This window comes from Terriglobus roseus (genome assembly GCF_900105625.1).
GTDB classification, from domain to species: Bacteria; Acidobacteriota; Terriglobia; order Terriglobales; family Acidobacteriaceae; genus Terriglobus; species Terriglobus roseus_B.
The window spans coordinates 4477894-4493995 of record NZ_FNSD01000001.1; the positions used below are offsets into that span (position 1 = coordinate 4477894).

A 16102-nucleotide genomic window follows, 5' to 3' on the forward strand; every position below is an offset into this window, starting at 1 on the left:
TCCTATTTCAGGTGCAGCGCGACGCGGGTAGCGTGCGCTGTCAGCGAGGTGTAGGTCATCAGCAGGATGACGGCGGCGGCGCCGGCGGCGAGCCAGCCGGCGTACGAACGAATGTTGCCGGACTGCATGCGGCGCGTGCCCTCGCCGGCCTGACGTGTCAGGAAGGTGGCAAAGGCGCCGGAGCCGTTCACGATGCCGGTATCGACAAGACCGAGGAACAGTACACGCGAGATGATGAGGATGGGCGTGATGATGGCGAGCTGGTACAGCTCATCCACGTAGTACTTGTTGGCAACAAGGTTGTAGACAGGGTTGCCAGCAGCCTTCGCGCCGAGCGTGCCGGGCTTCTTGTAGTAGAAGACGTAGGCTGCAAGGAAGCCGATGATTGCGACCAGAACAGACACGCCTGCGAGGCCAAGCTCAAGACCGTGCGAAACCTGGTCGGCGTTGGCTGCGTTCTGCGCTTCGATCGTCAGAGCGAAGACGGGATCGAGGAAGTGCTCGAAGTGGTTGGAACCACCGAGCGCCTGAGGAATACCGACCCAGCCGCCAATGACGGAGAGAATCGCCAGGATGACGAGCGGCGCCAGCATGACCCAGGGTGACTCATGGACGCCATGCGAGTGGGTAGCCTGACCGCTATCGTGTTCGGCTTCGTTGTCATGGTGTGCAGCATGTGCGTCTGCGCCGAGGTGCGCTTCGTCAAAGCGCTCTGCGCCGAAGAAGGTCTTGAACCACAGGCGGAACATGTAGAACGAGGTCAGACCAGCGGTGATGACGCCAACGGCCCACAGCAGCAAGTGCAGCGGGTTCGGCGAGCTGAAGGTGCGGTAGAGGATCTCGTCCTTCGAGAAGAAGCCTGCCAGCGGCGGAATGCCGGCGATCGCGACGACGCCCGCGGACATCGTCAGGAAGGTGATGGGGGTCCGCTTGCGCATGCCGCCCATGACACGCATGTCCTGCTCGCCGCTGAGCGCGTGAATGACCGACCCGGCCGCGAGGAAGAGCAGTGCCTTGAAGAAGGCATGCGTCATCAAGTGGAAGACAGCAGCCGAGTACGCCGCAACGCCGCAGCCAAGGAACATGTAGCCAAGCTGCGAGATGGTCGAGTACGCCAGCACACGCTTGATATCGTGCTGCACCACACCGATGGTCGCTGCGAAGAGCGCGGTGGCCGCGCCGATGATGGCGACGACACCGAGGGCGTAGGGCGAACGGTCGAATAATACGTGCGAGCGGCAGACGAGGTAGACACCGGCGGTGACCATCGTCGCCGCGTGGATCAGTGCGGAGACGGGCGTGGGACCTTCCATTGCGTCCGGCAGCCAGACGTAGAGCGGAATCTGTGCTGACTTACCAGCAGCGCCGACGAGCAGCAGCAGCGCGATGGCAGTCAGGAAGCCGCCGTGCAGCTCCGGCTGGTGGTTGATCGCGCTGAAGATCTGAACGAAGCTCAATGTGCCGAAGTGCTGGATCAGCAGGAACATTGCCAGCAGGAAGCCGAAGTCACCCACACGGTTGGCAACGAATGCCTTACGACCAGCAGCGTTGGCGCTGGGCTTCTGCCAGTAGAAGCCGATAAGCAGGTACGACGCCAGGCCCACGCCCTCCCAGCCGACGAAGAGCAGCAGGAAGCTCTCAGCGAGGACCAGTACGAGCATGAAAAACATGAACAGGTTCAGGTAGGCGAAGAAGCGCCAGTAGCCATCCTCATGTGCCATGTAGCCGGCCGAGTAGATGTGAATGAGGAAGCCAACGCCAGTGACCACCGCCAGCATGATCAGCGTGAGGTGATCGACAGTGAAGGCGAAGCGGACCGTGAGCGCTGACGTCTCAATCCATGGACGGGAGGCTGCGGTGATCTGCAGGATGTCGTGCGACAGCATGTGCTGCCACAGCCAGGCGACGAGCGCCAGGGGAAGGGCGGTAAATAACAGGGCAATTGCGGCCACGCCCGCGCGCGGCAATCTGCGGCCAAGTGTGCCGTTGAGCACAAAGCCGAAGAAGGGCAGCAGCGGGATGAACCAGAGCAGATGTTCAATCGTCATCGGAAGGTCTTCGATCTCCGCTTAGTTCTTCATCAGGTTGATGCTGTCCACGTCCAGGGTTTGGCGTGTACGGAAGATGGCGATAATGATGGCGAGTCCAACCGCGGCTTCTGCCGCTGCCACCACCATTACGAAAAATACAAACAGCTGACCCTTTACCGCATGATGCATATGGGAAAAGGCCACAAAGGTCAGGTTCACCGCGTTCAACATCAATTCAATCGACATGAAGACGGTGATGATGTTGCGCTTGATCAGAAACGCGCCAATACCGATGCAGAACAGGATCGCGGCGAGGATCAGGTAGTAGTAGATGGGCACCATGGTTTAGGGTTCCTTCCGCGCGAGAACGACCGCGCCCAGGATGGCTACCAGGATGAGGATCGATGTGACCTCAAACGGCAGCAGCAGATCAGTGAACAGTACGCGACTGATAGCGCTCATATTGCTGACGCCATTGTTCAGCTGGCCGCCGAAGGTCGCGTAGCCAAGCTTTGTGCGCTCATGTAGGAAGGTGTACGCCAACAGGGCGAAGACGCCCACGACGCCCGGGATACCAGCGAAGTACGCTGCCCTGGAACCGCGGGTGCGTTCTTCTTCGCCTGCATTCAGCAGCATGATGACGAAGGTGAAGAGCACCATGATGGCGCCGGAGTAGACGATAACCTGTGCAGCCGCGAGGAACTCAGCGCCCAGCGTCCAGTAGATGACGGCGAGCGACATCATGACGACCACGAGCGACAGCGCAGAGTTGATGGGGTGGCGCTGAAAGAGGAGATTCAGCGCGCTCACCACGCATATCGCCGCGAAGATGAAGAAGAGCGCAGTTTGCATCGGTCCGGCAGATCCTTACACGTGCTAAAGGCGGTTGAAAAGAAGGGTGATGACCCGATTGTAATGCGTCGGTCGAGAGATCAGCCGTGGATGGCGAGTACGAGTGCGGTGATAACGATGTTGATCATGGCCAATGGCAGCAGCCACTTCCAGCCAAAACTCATCAGCTGGTCATAACGGAAGCGCGGCAGAGTCGAACGCACCCAGATGTAGAGAAACAGGAAGCAGAAGACTTTGAAGACGAACCACAGGATTGGGAAGATCGCCGACAGGATCGGGCCGCCGAAGTTGTCCGGCAGCAGGTGTCCCAGCGGGGAAGTAGCGCCGCCGAAGAAAAGCAGCGTAGCCACGCAGGAGACGGTGATCATGTTCGCGTACTCCGCCATGAAGAACATGGCGAACTTCATCGAGGAATACTCGGTGTGATAGCCGGCGACAAGTTCGGACTCCGCTTCCGGAAGATCGAACGGTGCGCGGTTCGTTTCAGCGTATGCGGCCATCAGGTAGATGAAGAAGCCCAAGATCTGCGGCCAGATGTTCCAGCTCAGCAAGCCGTGGTGCGCCTGTGATCCGACGATGTCGCGGAGGCGGAGCGATCCGGCGCGGAGCACAACACCGACCAGCGACAGGCCCAGCGCAAGCTCGTAGCTGATGATCTGTGCCGAGGCGCGGAGCGAGCCCAGCAGGGAATACTTGTTGTTCGAAGACCAGCCCGACAGCGCAATGCCGTACACGCCAACCGACGTGATGCCCAGGACTACGAGCAGGCCGATGTTGATGTCGGAGATCTCGAAGAGGCTGACGCCGCGGTAAGTGAAGACGTTGCCGAAGGGCACAACCGCGATGGAGATCAGAGCGCATGAGAGAGCGATCACGGGCGCGATGACGAAGAGCGGCCGTTCGACCGCGATCGGCATGAGGTCTTCCTTCAGGAAGAGCTTGATGCCGTCAACGAGCGGCTGCAGCAGGCCGAAAGGCCCTACGCGGCTCGGTCCCCAGCGATTCTGGATCAGGCCGATGACCTTACGCTCCAGCAGCACCGTGTAGGCCACTGAGGTAAGCGTAATGACCAGCACGACCACGATCTTGAGGATCGTCAGGAGCAGGAAGATTTGGAAGTCGGAGAGATGCGTCACGGCTGTCGTTGTCCTGTTCTTGCGTTAGTCGGCTGGAATGCCGGCGGGTTCAACGGCATACTTGTCGGCGAGTTCGACCAGCTTGGGCGAGTAGCGGCCAAGCGTGCCGGAGGTGAACAACGTGTCGTCTGCAGGCAGCACAAGATCGCGGCGAGCCGGCTCAATCTGGACCAGATCGGCAGGCGCAGCGGGCGAAAGGTGCTGGTCATTGCCGCTCAGCAACTGCAGGCGCAGCAAATCATAGCCGGGCACCAGACGCTGAATCTCATCGAGTACAGCGAAGGGATCGAAGGGCGAGAGCTTCATCTCAAGGTTGTTTGCCGAGAGCCAAACTGCATGACGGTCGGCCTCACCAGACTGCGCACCGCGCGTCTGACCCAGGTCAGCGCGAAGTCCCGCACCCTGCTTGCCGAAGGGCACCAGCTCACGGATGTTCGCGCCCATCTTGTCGGCGACGCGGACGATCAATTCGAGATCGGTACGAACACCCGCACGATCGGAAGCCTTCTTCACAAGTTGAAGATCGCCGTAGCTGTTTGTGACCGAGCCCGACTTCTCATACAGGTTGGCCGAGGGGAAGATCACATCGGCAAGCTGCGCGGTCTCCGTCAGGAACATGTCATGAACGACAACGAAGGTGTTCGCCAGTGCCGCCGGATCGACCGAGTAGCGCGAGACCGGGTTGGCATTCACGACATACAGCGCGCCAAGGTTGCCGGCGATTGCTGCGTCGAACATACCGATCAGGTCGAGACCAGGCGTGTTGCTGAAGCGTGCGCCATACTCGTTGTTGAAGTCGTGCGAGCCCTGCAACGGCAGGTAGCCGGGCAGCATGTCGGGCAGCAGACCCATGTCCGAGGCGCCGTGGCTGTTGACGTAGTCGCTCAGCAGCGCAAACTTCGCGTTCGGCAGCGTAAGGCCAAAGTCAATCAAGGCCTTCAGGCTGGCACCGCGTAGCTCGCTGCCAATCAGGATGACGATCTTCTCTTCGGCCTTCACTGCGTCACGCAGCGCGGTGAGAGACTCCGCACCTGCAGCACCAGCGAGCGTGCTCATCGCTTCGCCGTAGCCCAGTTCGTCAATCTCCGCGAAGAGCTTTGCCTGGCGGCGCAGCTTGATCGGCTGGTGATTTACGACATAGAGGCGAGCACTGTTCAGACGAACATCCGCGCGGATATTCCATGCGGTCAGCGGATTCTCGTTCGTCGGATCGCCGCCCACCAGCAGGATAGCGGGCGATGTCTCGTTGTCATGCTGCGATGCGAAGCGATCGCGATGACCGCTGAGTGCTGCGGCGAAGGTAACGTAATCAGCCGTGCGGTGGTGGTCGATGTTATTGGTGCCGAGGACACTGCGGCCGAACTTCTGCAGCAGGTAGGCCTCTTCGTTCGTCAGGCGATTGCCGCCAATGACGCCCGTTGCAGCGCCGCCGCGGGCATCCCGAATCTCGCGCAGCTTGTTTCCGGCGTAGGCGATTGCCTCGTCCCAGCTGACAGCCTTGAACTCACCGTTCGACTGCTTGATCATCGGCTGGGTGATGCGGCTGTGCGAGTTGGCGAAGTCAAAGCCGTAGCGGCCTTTGTTGCACAGGAAGTCGCCGTTGATGCCGCTCTTGTCGCGGTTGTCGCCGCGGACAATCTCGCTGCCGTCGGTCGTTGCGCGAACACCCAGCGTGGTCTTGCAACCGTCACCGCAGTGTGTGCAGACCGTGGCAACGTGGTTCATCTCCCACGGGCGCGTCTTGTACCGATAGGTGTCGCTGGTCAGCGCGCCGACAGGGCATACGTCGATGCACATGCCGCACTCTTCGCAGTCCAGGTGCTGCAGGCCATCTTCACTCTGCGATGCGGGGATATTCGGCGCAATGACAGCGGAGGAACCGCGGTTCTGGATGCCCAGCGCGAAGACGTCCATGCCCTCGCCGCACATACGAACGCAGCGATAGCAGAGGATGCAGCGGGGACGATCGAAGTAGACCGTCGGCGACCACTGCTGCTCCTCGCGGTGATTCTTCGGCTCGGTGTAGAACGATTCCGCCGCGCCGTACTTGAAGGTCATGTCCTGCAATTCGCACTGGCCGCCGGCATCGCAAACGGGGCAGTCGAGCGGGTGATTGCCCAGCAGCAACTGCAGTGTGGCCTTGCGAGCCTGCGCGATCTCCGGGGTCTCCGTCGCAACAATCATGCCTTCCGCAACGGGCGTGGTGCATGCCGTCTGCAGCTTGGGCATCTTCTCAATGCGCACAACGCACATGCGGCATGCCGCCTGCAGTGACAGGCCGGGGTAGTAACAGAAGGCAGGGATCTGGATGCCGGCTGCCTTGCAGGCGTCGATGAGCAGCGTGCCCGCGGGGGCGGTAATCTGCTGGCCGTCTACGGTAAGGGTTACGTCTGGCATTCGTGTCCTCTGCTAGTGCGAAGCGCCGATAAGTTCTTCGGTGGTGATGAAGGTCTTCTCTGTCCGAGCGCCCTTGAGGTATTCCTCGAACTCAGGGCGGAACTTCTTGATGAAGCCAAGCGTTGGCATGGCTGCGGCGTCGCCAAGCGGGCAGAAGGTGCGGCCCATCATGTTCTCAGCCAGGTACTGAATGTTGTTGATGTCCTTCAGATTACCGCCACCGTTATAGAAACGTGTCAGCGTCTTCTTTAGCCAGTCCGTTCCCTCGCGGCAGGGGATGCACCAGCCGCAGGATTCATGCTGGTAGAACTTGATCGTCCGCAGCGCGAACTCAACGATGGAGACCGTTTCGTCCAGCACAACAATGCCGCCCGAGCCGAGCATGGTACCGGCCTTGCCCATCTGATCGAAGTCGAGGCCGACATCGAGCTCATCGGCAGTGAGAACCGGGCAGCTCGATCCGCCGGGAACAACAGCTTTTAGCTTGCGACCACCCTTGACGCCACCGGCAACTTCATAGATGGCCTTCTTCAGGTTGTAGCCCATGGGCAGCTCGTAGACGCCGGGGCGCTCGACGTGGCCGCTGATGCCAAAGAGGCGCGTGCCGCCGTTGCGCTCGCTGCCGATTTTCGCGTAGTCCGCGCCACCCATCAGAAGGATATGCGGCGCGGAAGCGATCGTCTCGGCGTTATTGATGACGGTCGGACCGCCGTACAGGCCCACGACAGCAGGGAAGGGGGGCTTGATGCGCGGAACACCACGCTTGCCCTCCAGAGACTCCATCAGAGCGGACTCTTCACCGACTTCGTACGCGCCTGCGCCGGTCTGCGTGACGATGTCGAAGTCGACGCCTTCCTTGCCGAAGATGTTCTTGCCCAGAATGCCCTTGGCGTACGCATCGGCAACGGCTTTCTCGACGATCTTCAGCAGGTAGCGATACTCGCCGCGCAGGTAGATGAAGCCCATCTTCGCACCGATGGCCAGGCCCGCGATCATGGTGCCTTCAATGACGGCGTGCGGATCGTGCAGGAAGATGACGTGATCTTTACAGGTGCCCGGCTCAGACTCGTCGCCGTTGACCAGGACGTACTTGGGCTTCTCACTCGTCTTGGGAACGAAGGACCACTTCAGGCCGGTGGGGAAGCCTGCACCACCGCGTCCGCGGAGGCCGCTGGCCTTCATCTCGTTGATGACCCACTCAGGACCCTGTTCGATGGCCTTCTGTACAGCCTTGTAGCCGTCCAGTTCGATGTACTTGTCGATCTCTGCAGCGCCCTGTCCAAAACGGCGGGAGAGGACGCGAACCTCTTCGGGATGCGATACCAGGGTGGGCATTACTTCACATCCTTTCCGCGGCCGGCGGCATAGTCAGCCAGGATCGCGTCGACCTTTGCGGTAGTCAGGTTGTCATGGAAGTCGTAGTTCACCTGCATGGCAGGCGCCCAGCAACAGGCACCGATGCATTCCACCTCTTCCAGGCTGAACTGGCCGTCGGGCGTAACTTCCTTGTGACCGATGCCAAGCTTCGCCTTGCAGTGGTCCAGGATGTCATAGCCGCCAACGAGCATGCAGGAGATGTTGGTGCACACCTGCACGTTGTACCTGCCAGCCGGCTTGGTGCGCAGCATGGAGTAGTACGACAGCACGCCTCGTACGTCCAACTCCAGAAGGTCGAGTCGCTGTGCGATCTCGGCAACAACGGCGTCCGAGACATAGCCCACTTCGTCCTGCGCGTACAGCAGCATAGGGACAAGAGCGGATCGCTTTACCGGGTAGAGAGTGACGAGTTTGTCGAAACGCTCAGCGGTAGCCTGCGTGAAGATGCTGTCGGTTACGGTGCTCACAGGTTAATTATCGCCGATGCCAGCCGCTCTGCGTACAGGTCCATCTCATCTTCGTCGTCACCCACGCGGGCACGCCCATTTTCTGTCAGGGTGAAGGTGCGTTCCTCACCCTCGCTGGTGGTGTAAGCAGCAGGCACGAACTGCATCCAGCGCAGTCCATAGCGAACAAGGATGCGGTCTTCGCTTACTTCGACGACAGCATGTTGCTCACGGCCGAGCGAGTGGACGGCGGCGTAGGAGCGCAGCAGGGAGGCCCAGGATGTCCACAGTTCGCGATGAAGTTGTTCGGTTATCACCTCTTCACGCTACCGCAAAGCTGCGCTAGCATGGCGGAGCTCCTCGCGAAACCGCAGTGATGCGGTTTCTGCCCTGTCCTAAGCTCTCGTCAGGGCACGGACAGAGTTCTCAGCGAGGGAGCATGATCCCGGAGTGAATTCCATGGCCAAGAACCAAGTTGCCTATCTCGAACTGCCGACCCAGGATGTCGCTTCCCTCAAGCAGTTCTACGGCTCTCTGTTTGGATGGAGCCACGAGGACTTTGGCCCGGACTACGCTGCCGTGCACGGCTCCGGTCTTGAGGCTGGATATAACGGCGGCAGTGACGGTCGTTCCAGAGCACCGCTTGCGATGATCGTGACCGACCATATCGAAGCCATGGAAGGGCAGGTGGTTGCCGCAGGTGGAAAAATCACGGTGCCTACGTTTGCCTATCCGGGCGGCCGGCGGTTTCACTTCACCGATCCGGCGGGCAATGAGCTGGCCGTGATGCAGCCAGATTCGCGGTCCTAAGAGTTCAGCGTCCCTGCCGAGCGTGCGTCTGGTGTGTCGCCTTGCGTCTGCGCCTGTTCCGCGGATTCCTCTCCGAGCAGATTCCAGCCGTCGAAGGTGCCATTCATCCCGCTTGCCGTGTGAACCATGTCGGAGACGAATTCCTCGCGCACCGTGTCCCGGAGGCTGCGCTTCACACCCACACGGATCTGAAAACGGTCCCCCCGTTTTTCCGGCTCAGGTTGAAGCACACGGGTACCCTTCGCGAATAATGCCTTGATGAGAGCGCGCGCGCACTCGTCATCGTCCGAGGAGAAACACAGAACGATGGAGCGCGTAACTTCCACGTTGTATTGCTGATCCACCAACTCCTTCAAGCGGGCGGTGTTGTTCGCAAGCTGCTGGTCAAGATTCTCTTTCGCGCTGGCTTCAGTCGTCATGCGTGGCAAGTCCTCGCGCAGTTGGATGCGCCTGACGGGACTTACGCAATCCGCTAAGCCTTCGGGGCGCTGTCGATCTCTTCGAAGATGTCCGCGATCGTGAGACCTACCGGAGTGCCGGGGATGGTGAAGGCTTCGTCCACCATCGGCAGTGCACCTCCGCTGGCATCCAGAACCCAGCATTCACGAGACTTCGGATCGATGATCCAGATATTTGGCACGCCCATGTGCAGATATTCCTGCGCGCGCGTCACGACCCGTTGAAAGCGGTCCTCCGGCGACAAGACCTCGACGCAGAGAACGGGCGGATCCGTCAGGATGCCGGTGAACGGCTTCTCAGACGGCACAACGCACACATCTGGAACACGGAAACGAGTCGACGACACCTGGACCCGCTGCTCGGGAAGAGCACGAAGAAGCCATTCTTTCCGGTGCATGTAAAAAATGGCGCTGATCGCACCTTGAACTGCGGAGTGCCATTCCTCGCCCAAGTAGCGCTCCTCGAGGTCACCGTCGACATAGTCACAGTCCGGCTCGTAGGAACTGCGAAGATATTCGCTCACCGGGATGTGGACCGTGGTCGCCATGGATCTATTGGACGCTGCTTATGCGGATCCGCGCAAGAGAAAACCCCACGTCTTCGGAGCGAGACGTGGGGCATCTGGATTTAAAGGTCAGCGACTAGCGGTCGATTTCACCGAGCACGATGTCGATCGATCCGATGACCGCGACCACATCGCCCAGCAGCTTGCCCTTGCACATGGTCTCCAGCGCCTGCAGTGTGGCGTAACTTGGGTTGCGCATGTGGCAGCGCAGCGGCTTTGCTGTGCCGTCACTTACGACGTAGTAGCCCATGACGCCGCGCGGCGACTCCACTGTCTGGAAGACTTCGCCTGCCGGAACGCCGAAACCTTCGGTGACGATCTTGAAGTGGTGGATCAGCGATTCCATCTGCGTCTTCATCTGCTCACGGTTCGGCAGGATGATCTTCGGCGCGTCTGCGACAACCGGGCCTTCGGGCATGCGATCCAGCGCCTGCTGGCAGATCTTGATGGACTCATACATCTCTTCCATCCGGATCACGTAGCGCGCCCACACATCGCCCTCGGTGCGGATCGGCACCTTGAAGCTGTACTTCTCGTAACCGGAGTAGGGCATGTCGCGACGCAGATCCCAGTCCACGCCACTGGCGCGGAGCGGCGGTCCAGTCACGCCAAGAGCAACAGCGTCCTCAGGTGAGAGGTAGCCGACACCCTTCAAACGCGAAATCCAGATGGGATTGCCGGTCAGCAGACCCTCATACTCCGCGATTTTGGACGGCATGATCTTCAGGAACTTCTGCACGCGTGCGAACCAGTCGATGGGCGGTTCCATGCTGATGCCACCAACGCGGAAGTAGCTGGTCATCATGCGCTGTCCCGCAACCGCCTCAAACAGGCGCAGCAACTCTTCGCGCTCACGGAAGCAATAGAGGAAGACGGTCAGCGCGCCGATGTCCATGGCATGCGTACCCAGCCAGACCAGGTGGCTCTGGATACGCGTCAGTTCGTTCAACAGAACGCGGATCGTCTCCGCGCGCTCGGGAATTTCCAGGCCCAGCAACTTTTCAACCGCCAGACAGTAGGCGAGGTTGTTGGTCATGGGACACAGGTAGTCGATGCGATCGGTCAGCGGTACCACCTGCTGGTAAAACTTCGCCTCGCAGGTCTTTTCAATGCCGGTGTGCAGGTAGCCGATGTCCGGCGCCAGCGAGACGACGGTCTCGCCGTCGATCTCAAGGACCAGGCGCAGAACCCCGTGCGTGGACGGGTGCTGCGGTCCCATATTCAGAACCATGGTGCGGTCCTGCGCGGGATCGTCCTGGTGACGTGCGGAGTCGGCGACGACGTCCAGGACGTCCGGCGTGATCATGTCTGGCGCGGCAACAGGAGCCATTGTGCGAAACCCTCAGGTGGTGCGGTTACTGAAACAGCAGGCGTTCCAGCGGAACCCTGCGACAGTTCTAGCGGTAGCCTTCGACCGGATAGTCCTTACGCAGCGGATGACCTTCCCAGTCGGTAGGCATCATGATGCGCGTCAGGTTCGGGTGGCCGCTGAAGCGGATCCCGAAAAGGTCGAAGACCTCGCGTTCGTAGAAGTTTGCGGAGGGCCAGACGGATGTGATCGACGGCACAACAGGGGAGTCGCCCTCCAGCAGCACAGCCAGCCGGATGCGTACCTTCATCTTCATCGAAACGATGTGGTAGCTGACCTGGAAACGCGGCTCGCTGGGGTACCAGTCCACGGCGGTGCAGTCTTCAAAGAAGTTATAGCCGGCATCCTGAACAGCCTTGGCCGCCGCAACGATATTGTCCGCACTCACGGTGACGGTCAGTTCGTTTCGGTCGAACTTGGCCTTGACTGGCATATCGCCCAGCGCAATCATGGCTGGGTTGTCGGTCATGGCCTCACGAACGGCTTCGAGAGAGAGGAGAGCTTCTGCCATTACAGGTCCGCCTTATCGTTGCCCCAATCGAGCACGCCCTTTTTCCAGACATAAAACAAGCCTACGGCGACGAATCCCAGGTACACGATCATCTCGTTGAAGCCGAAGAACTTCGAGCCGGTCAGGGCCGGCAACTGACGGAAGACGGTCGCCCACGGCAGCATGAAGACTGCCTCAACGTCGAACAGGATGAAGAGCATGGCAACCATGTAGAAGCGGACAGAGAAACGTCCGCGAGCGTCGCCCACGGGATCCATGCCGCACTCATAGGCGCCGGCCTTCACCTTGCTGGGCCGCTTCTTGCCGATGAAGAACGAAGCGCCCACCATGCCGCCAGCCAGGCCGATGGCCACCAGCAGTTGCAGCGCGAGCGGGAGATAGTTCCAGACGTAAGGGTGTGTCGGGTTCATGTTTACCCGATTCTAGCTGGAGACCGCACCGAAGGGAATCCGGGTGCCCCGTGGGCGCTGAGAATTCGCTTCCGCCGGTCGAATTCGTGGCCCATCATGTTGCCATGATGGATCGAGCACACAATCTGACGGCAATTCTTCCATGCAACGACGTCTCCCGGAGCAGAGCCTTCTACGAGCGGATGGGCTTCCAGGTCTGGGCCGGCGACGACCACTACCTGATGATGCGCGACGGCAAGGGTGGCGAACTCCACCTGCAGCCAGCCTGTGAAGACTGGCTGGTGCCGGGCCGCAATCCCTTCGGCCTCTACCTGTACTCGGAGGACGTCGACACACTGGCCGAGAACTTCCTCGGCGAGATCCTCGGGAAGATTCATGGGCCGGAGGACAAGCCGTGGGGCATGTATGAGTTCTCAGTTTCGGACCCGGACGAGACGCTCGTCCGCATCGGCTGGCCGACCCATCTGCGCGCAGCTCTTTCGAAATAAGCAGCAAGAAACTCTTCCCATCAGATCGCTGGACGCGATAAAGTGCTCGTGCTGTCGTTTGTGGACGATGTACACATCCAAAATTGGAGAACGGGAATGAGCCGGATCAGGCTGCTGGTGGGCACACGTAAGGGCGCCTTTGTGCTGGAGGCGGATGGCACACGGAAGGACTGGACTGTAAGTGGTCCGCACTTTGCTGGATGGGAGGTGTATCACGTGAAGGGGTCACCGCTGAATCCTGACCGGATCTACGCTTCGCAAACCTCCTCATGGTTCGGGCAGGTAGTGCAGCGGTCGGATGACGGCGGCAAGACGTGGGCTGCGGCGGGGAACAAGTTCCTGTACGAGGGCGTGGCCGGAACGCACCAGTGGTATGACGGCACACCTCATCCGTGGGAGTTCAAGCGTGTGTGGCACCTGGAGCCTTCGCTCTTCGATCCAGAGGTCGTCTACGCCGGTGCAGAGGACGCCGCGCTCTTCCGTTCAACCGACGGTGCGGCGAGCTGGACGGAACTTGCCGGGCTCCGCAGGCACGGCAGCGGCCCAAACTGGCAGCCTGGTGCGGGCGGCATGTGCCTGCACAGCATTGTGCAGGATCCTGCCGATGCGAAGCGGATGTACATCGCTATCTCGGCGGCAGGTGCCTTCCGTACGGATGACGGCGGCGAGACGTGGAAGGCCATCAACCGCGGCCTGCGTTCAGAGTTCATTCCGGACCCAAACGCCGAGGTCGGTCATTGCGTCCATCACATCGCCATGCACCCGTCGCGGCCGCAGACGCTCTTCATGCAGAAACATTGGGACGTGATGCGTACCGACAACGCGGGAGATCAGTGGTCTGAGGTGAGCGGCAACCTGCCGACGGATTTTGGGTTCGTGATCGACGTGCATGCGCACGAGCCCGAGACGGTGTACGTGGTGCCAATCAAGAGCGACTCGGAGCACTATCCCCTCGACGGTGCCCTGCGCGTCTTCCGCAGCCGAGGCGGGGGGAACGAGTGGGAGCCACTGACAGCCGGTCTGCCGCAGAAAGACTGCTACGTGAACGTATTGCGGGACGCCATGAGCGTCGACTCACTGGACGAGTGTGGCGTTTACTTCGGCACGACCGGCGGACAGGTCTACGCATCCGCAGACGGCGGTGACACCTGGAATGCGATCGTGCGCGACCTGCCCGCTGTGCTGTCCGTCGAGGCACAGACGCTCGCATGAAGATCCGGGTAGAACTACCGGCGAACCTGTGCCGGCTGGCACACGTCGCGCCTCTGGTAGAGCTTGAGGCAGGGGATCAACCCACCCAACGGTCCATGATGGAGGCGCTGGAGGCAAAGCTGCCAGCACTGCAGGGCACCGTTCGCGATCACACCACGCAACTGCGGCGGCCGTACCTGCGCTTCTTCGCCTGCAACGAAGACATCTCGCACCAGGACATCGACCAGGCGCTCCCACCATCCATCGCCAATGGAAGCGAACCTCTGCTGATCATCGGAGCCGTCTCGGGCGGCTGAGTGGAGCAACGTGGGACGGATAGTGCTCGCCTCGTCGAATGGCTATCGGAAGAGAGCGAGATAGGCATCGGTGATCCGCTCTCCATACAGCGCGGCAAGTAGCCCGCCCATGCACAGGAAACTGCCGAAAGGAAGCCGCGTTGCGGCGTCCGCTTGTCGGCGGAGCAGCATGACAGTCGCATAGAAGGTCGCCAGCATCAGGCCGAGGAAGAGCGACAGGACGGTGGGGGCCAGGCCGACGAAGGCTGCGATCATGGCCAGCAGCTTGGCGTCGCCGAGACCCATGCCGTCCCGTTTACGGATTGCCCGATAAGCAACGCGGATGAGGAACAGCAGCAGGAACGCGCCGATTGCCGCAAGCAGGCGGCCGAAGATCAGGTGCTCTGCACCCGTCAGGAAGATGTTGCCGGGGCTGCGTCCAGCGTTCGCGCTGTTGATGTCGGGGGCGTGCTGCAGAATTACGTTGCCTTCATTGTCGCCAAGAAAGACCGCCTCCGCGCACGCGAAGATCAGTCCAAGCAGGATGCCCGGGATCGTCAGCGTGTTGGGTAGTAAGTGATGCTTCCAGTCGATGACCATCAGTGCGATCAGAAGGCTGCCGACCATAGCGATTCCAACGGCGTGAACGATGAGCCTCGCGAAGATGTCGCCGGAGAGATCTATCCCATGGGCCACAACCAGGGCGGATAGCGCGAACCAGATGCCGGTAACGAGCTCCACCGCCGGATAGCGCCATGAGATTGGGGCGCCGCAGTCTCGGCAATGTCCGCGCAGCAGTGCGTAGCTCAGCAGGGGAATGTTGTCGTACCAGCGGATGGTGTGGCCGCAGGCAGGGCAGCGCGAACGCGGTGTCGCAACCGACTCATCCAGCGGAAGCCGTGCGATACAAACGTTGAGAAAGCTGCCAATCAGCAGACCGAAGAGAAACGCAATCGCTGGGAGGAGTAGGTCGGCTCGCACAGACTGAAGTATAGGTGCTCATGCATTGCTCGAGCTGAAGTATAGGTGGTCATGCATTGCTCGAGGCTTTGGCGCTATCCGGCGTTTCGGCCACAGCCTCACAGCAAACCTGTTGTCGGTTGCCGCCAATCGAATTCTTCATGATCCGCAAACTCAAATCCGGTGAATATCGCATCTACTCCCGCTCGACCGACGAGAAGACGGGCAAGCGGAAAAACCTGGGCACCTTTGCCACACGCGCTGCGGCAGAGAAGCATGAACGCGCGATTCAGTACTTCAAACACGGTTAGAGCTACAAGAAAAGGCAGGCCCGGCCTCATGGGCCGGGCTCCTCACTGCTTTGCCTCGATCTACTTCTTGGCGCCGACGACGGTAAGTCCCAGCCCGCAAACGATCAGCACACCAGCCACAATCGGGCCGACCGGTACGTGCTTCGTCGATTCGTGGCTGATCTGGATGGGGCCGGCATCCACGTCCTTCTTCTGATGCGTGAAGGAGAAGCCACCTGTTACAAGGCTGGCGACACCCGCCAGGATCAACACCACACCAACCACAACCAATGCCTTCATAAGGACTTACCTCCGGGAAAGAACAACTGGCCGTGTGACGGGAAGCACGGGAAAGAGGATGCTTTGCGTGTGGCGGAAACCGACGCACCGTGCGGCTTGCAGCGGCGCGGCTTCCGGGCGTATGTTGTCTCTACACGGGAAAGGAGGATGATCCAGCCTATGAAATCTGACAGTTATTTGTGTGGTTCAACAGTACGTGAGGTGACTGAGGCTTA

At 60.4% G+C, this 16102-nt stretch carries 20 protein-coding genes; 5 read left to right on the forward strand and 15 right to left on the reverse strand.

Going from position 1 to position 16102, the window contains the following annotated elements:
* Positions 1-2: 2 nt before the first annotated feature.
* From nuoL to BLW03_RS18640, 8 genes are all read right to left on the reverse strand, one after another.
* Complete coding sequence (nuoL, locus tag BLW03_RS18605) at positions 3-2048, reverse strand: NADH-quinone oxidoreductase subunit L (RefSeq protein ID WP_074655485.1); 2046 nt, start codon at positions 2046-2048, stop codon at positions 3-5.
* Positions 2049-2069: 21 nt separating this feature from the next.
* Positions 2070-2372 carry an NADH-quinone oxidoreductase subunit NuoK gene (gene nuoK / locus BLW03_RS18610; protein WP_074655486.1) on the reverse strand — a complete coding sequence of 101 codons (303 nt, stop codon included), beginning with the start codon at positions 2370-2372 and terminating at the stop codon, positions 2070-2072.
* 3 nt (positions 2373-2375) lie between these two features.
* A complete protein-coding gene (locus BLW03_RS18615) occupies positions 2376-2882 on the reverse strand; it encodes an NADH-quinone oxidoreductase subunit J family protein (protein WP_074655487.1) in 507 nt (168 codons plus the stop codon).
* A gap of 80 nt (positions 2883-2962) precedes the next feature.
* Positions 2963-4018, reverse strand: coding sequence for an NADH-quinone oxidoreductase subunit NuoH (gene nuoH / locus BLW03_RS18620; protein WP_074655488.1), 1056 nt, complete (start codon positions 4016-4018; stop codon positions 2963-2965).
* 24 nt (positions 4019-4042) lie between these two features.
* Positions 4043-6415: a molybdopterin-dependent oxidoreductase gene (locus BLW03_RS18625; RefSeq protein WP_074655489.1), complete on the reverse strand. Its 2373-nt coding sequence runs from the start codon at positions 6413-6415 to the stop codon at positions 4043-4045.
* Between the two features lie 12 nt (positions 6416-6427).
* A complete protein-coding gene (gene nuoF / locus BLW03_RS18630) occupies positions 6428-7750 on the reverse strand; it encodes an NADH-quinone oxidoreductase subunit NuoF (protein ID WP_074655490.1) in 1323 nt (440 codons plus the stop codon).
* Positions 7750-8259 (reverse strand): NADH-quinone oxidoreductase subunit NuoE family protein, encoded by a 510-nt coding sequence (gene nuoE, locus BLW03_RS18635; RefSeq protein WP_074655491.1) that lies wholly within the window; start codon positions 8257-8259, stop codon positions 7750-7752. Before nuoE ends, nuoF begins: the two co-directional genes overlap by 1 nt.
* Entirely contained in the window at positions 8256-8555 is a 300-nt protein-coding gene (locus BLW03_RS18640) for a transcriptional regulator (RefSeq protein ID WP_244502161.1), read from the reverse strand. The genes nuoE and BLW03_RS18640 overlap by 4 nt, the downstream gene beginning before the upstream one ends.
* A gap of 142 nt (positions 8556-8697) precedes the next feature.
* Between BLW03_RS18640 and BLW03_RS18645 the strand changes: the two genes are divergently transcribed.
* Positions 8698-9048 (forward strand): VOC family protein, encoded by a 351-nt coding sequence (locus tag BLW03_RS18645; protein ID WP_074655492.1) that lies wholly within the window; start codon positions 8698-8700, stop codon positions 9046-9048.
* Here BLW03_RS18645 and BLW03_RS18650 read toward each other — a convergent pair.
* The 5 genes from BLW03_RS18650 to BLW03_RS18670 form a co-directional block, all read right to left on the reverse strand.
* Complete coding sequence (locus BLW03_RS18650) at positions 9045-9467, reverse strand: ribonuclease E inhibitor RraB (RefSeq protein WP_074655493.1); 423 nt, start codon at positions 9465-9467, stop codon at positions 9045-9047. The genes BLW03_RS18645 and BLW03_RS18650 overlap by 4 nt on opposite strands.
* A 53-nt stretch (positions 9468-9520) precedes the next feature.
* Positions 9521-10054 (reverse strand): Uma2 family endonuclease, encoded by a 534-nt coding sequence (locus BLW03_RS18655; RefSeq protein WP_074655494.1) that lies wholly within the window; start codon positions 10052-10054, stop codon positions 9521-9523.
* A gap of 94 nt (positions 10055-10148) precedes the next feature.
* Entirely contained in the window at positions 10149-11402 is a 1254-nt protein-coding gene (gene nuoD, locus BLW03_RS18660; RefSeq protein WP_074655495.1) for an NADH dehydrogenase (quinone) subunit D, read from the reverse strand.
* Between the two features lie 67 nt (positions 11403-11469).
* The gene (locus BLW03_RS18665; RefSeq protein WP_074655496.1) at positions 11470-11952 is read right to left on the reverse strand and encodes an NADH-quinone oxidoreductase subunit C; all 483 of its coding nucleotides are present in this window, start codon (positions 11950-11952) and stop codon (positions 11470-11472) included.
* Positions 11952-12362 (reverse strand): NADH-quinone oxidoreductase subunit A, encoded by a 411-nt coding sequence (locus BLW03_RS18670; RefSeq protein WP_074655497.1) that lies wholly within the window; start codon positions 12360-12362, stop codon positions 11952-11954. The genes BLW03_RS18665 and BLW03_RS18670 overlap by 1 nt, the downstream gene beginning before the upstream one ends.
* 104 nt (positions 12363-12466) lie before the next feature.
* On the opposite strand from BLW03_RS18670, the gene BLW03_RS18675 reads away from it, so the two are divergent.
* The 3 genes from BLW03_RS18675 (at position 12467) to BLW03_RS18685 (ending at position 14358) form a co-directional block, all read left to right on the forward strand.
* Entirely contained in the window at positions 12467-12850 is a 384-nt protein-coding gene (locus BLW03_RS18675; protein ID WP_212733234.1) for a VOC family protein, read from the forward strand.
* A gap of 96 nt (positions 12851-12946) precedes the next feature.
* Positions 12947-14062, forward strand: a complete 1116-nt coding sequence (locus BLW03_RS18680; protein ID WP_074655498.1) for a WD40/YVTN/BNR-like repeat-containing protein — start codon at positions 12947-12949, stop codon at positions 14060-14062.
* Complete coding sequence (locus BLW03_RS18685) at positions 14059-14358, forward strand: ubiquitin family protein (protein ID WP_074655499.1); 300 nt, start codon at positions 14059-14061, stop codon at positions 14356-14358. The genes BLW03_RS18680 and BLW03_RS18685 overlap by 4 nt, the downstream gene beginning before the upstream one ends.
* A gap of 42 nt (positions 14359-14400) precedes the next feature.
* On the opposite strand, the gene BLW03_RS18690 is transcribed toward BLW03_RS18685, so the two are convergent.
* Entirely contained in the window at positions 14401-15318 is a 918-nt protein-coding gene (locus tag BLW03_RS18690) for a prepilin peptidase (protein ID WP_074655500.1), read from the reverse strand.
* A gap of 140 nt (positions 15319-15458) precedes the next feature.
* Here BLW03_RS18690 and BLW03_RS20500 point away from each other — a divergent pair, with 140 nt between their 5' ends.
* Positions 15459-15608: a hypothetical protein gene (locus tag BLW03_RS20500; RefSeq protein ID WP_139285256.1), complete on the forward strand. Its 150-nt coding sequence runs from the start codon at positions 15459-15461 to the stop codon at positions 15606-15608.
* 60 nt (positions 15609-15668) lie between these two features.
* Here the strand turns inward: BLW03_RS20500 and BLW03_RS18695 are convergent, their stop codons facing one another.
* On the reverse strand, positions 15669-15887 hold the full coding sequence (locus BLW03_RS18695; RefSeq protein ID WP_074655501.1) for a DUF3185 domain-containing protein: 219 nt from the start codon (positions 15885-15887) through the stop codon (positions 15669-15671).
* Between the last annotated feature and the right edge of the window lie 215 nt (positions 15888-16102).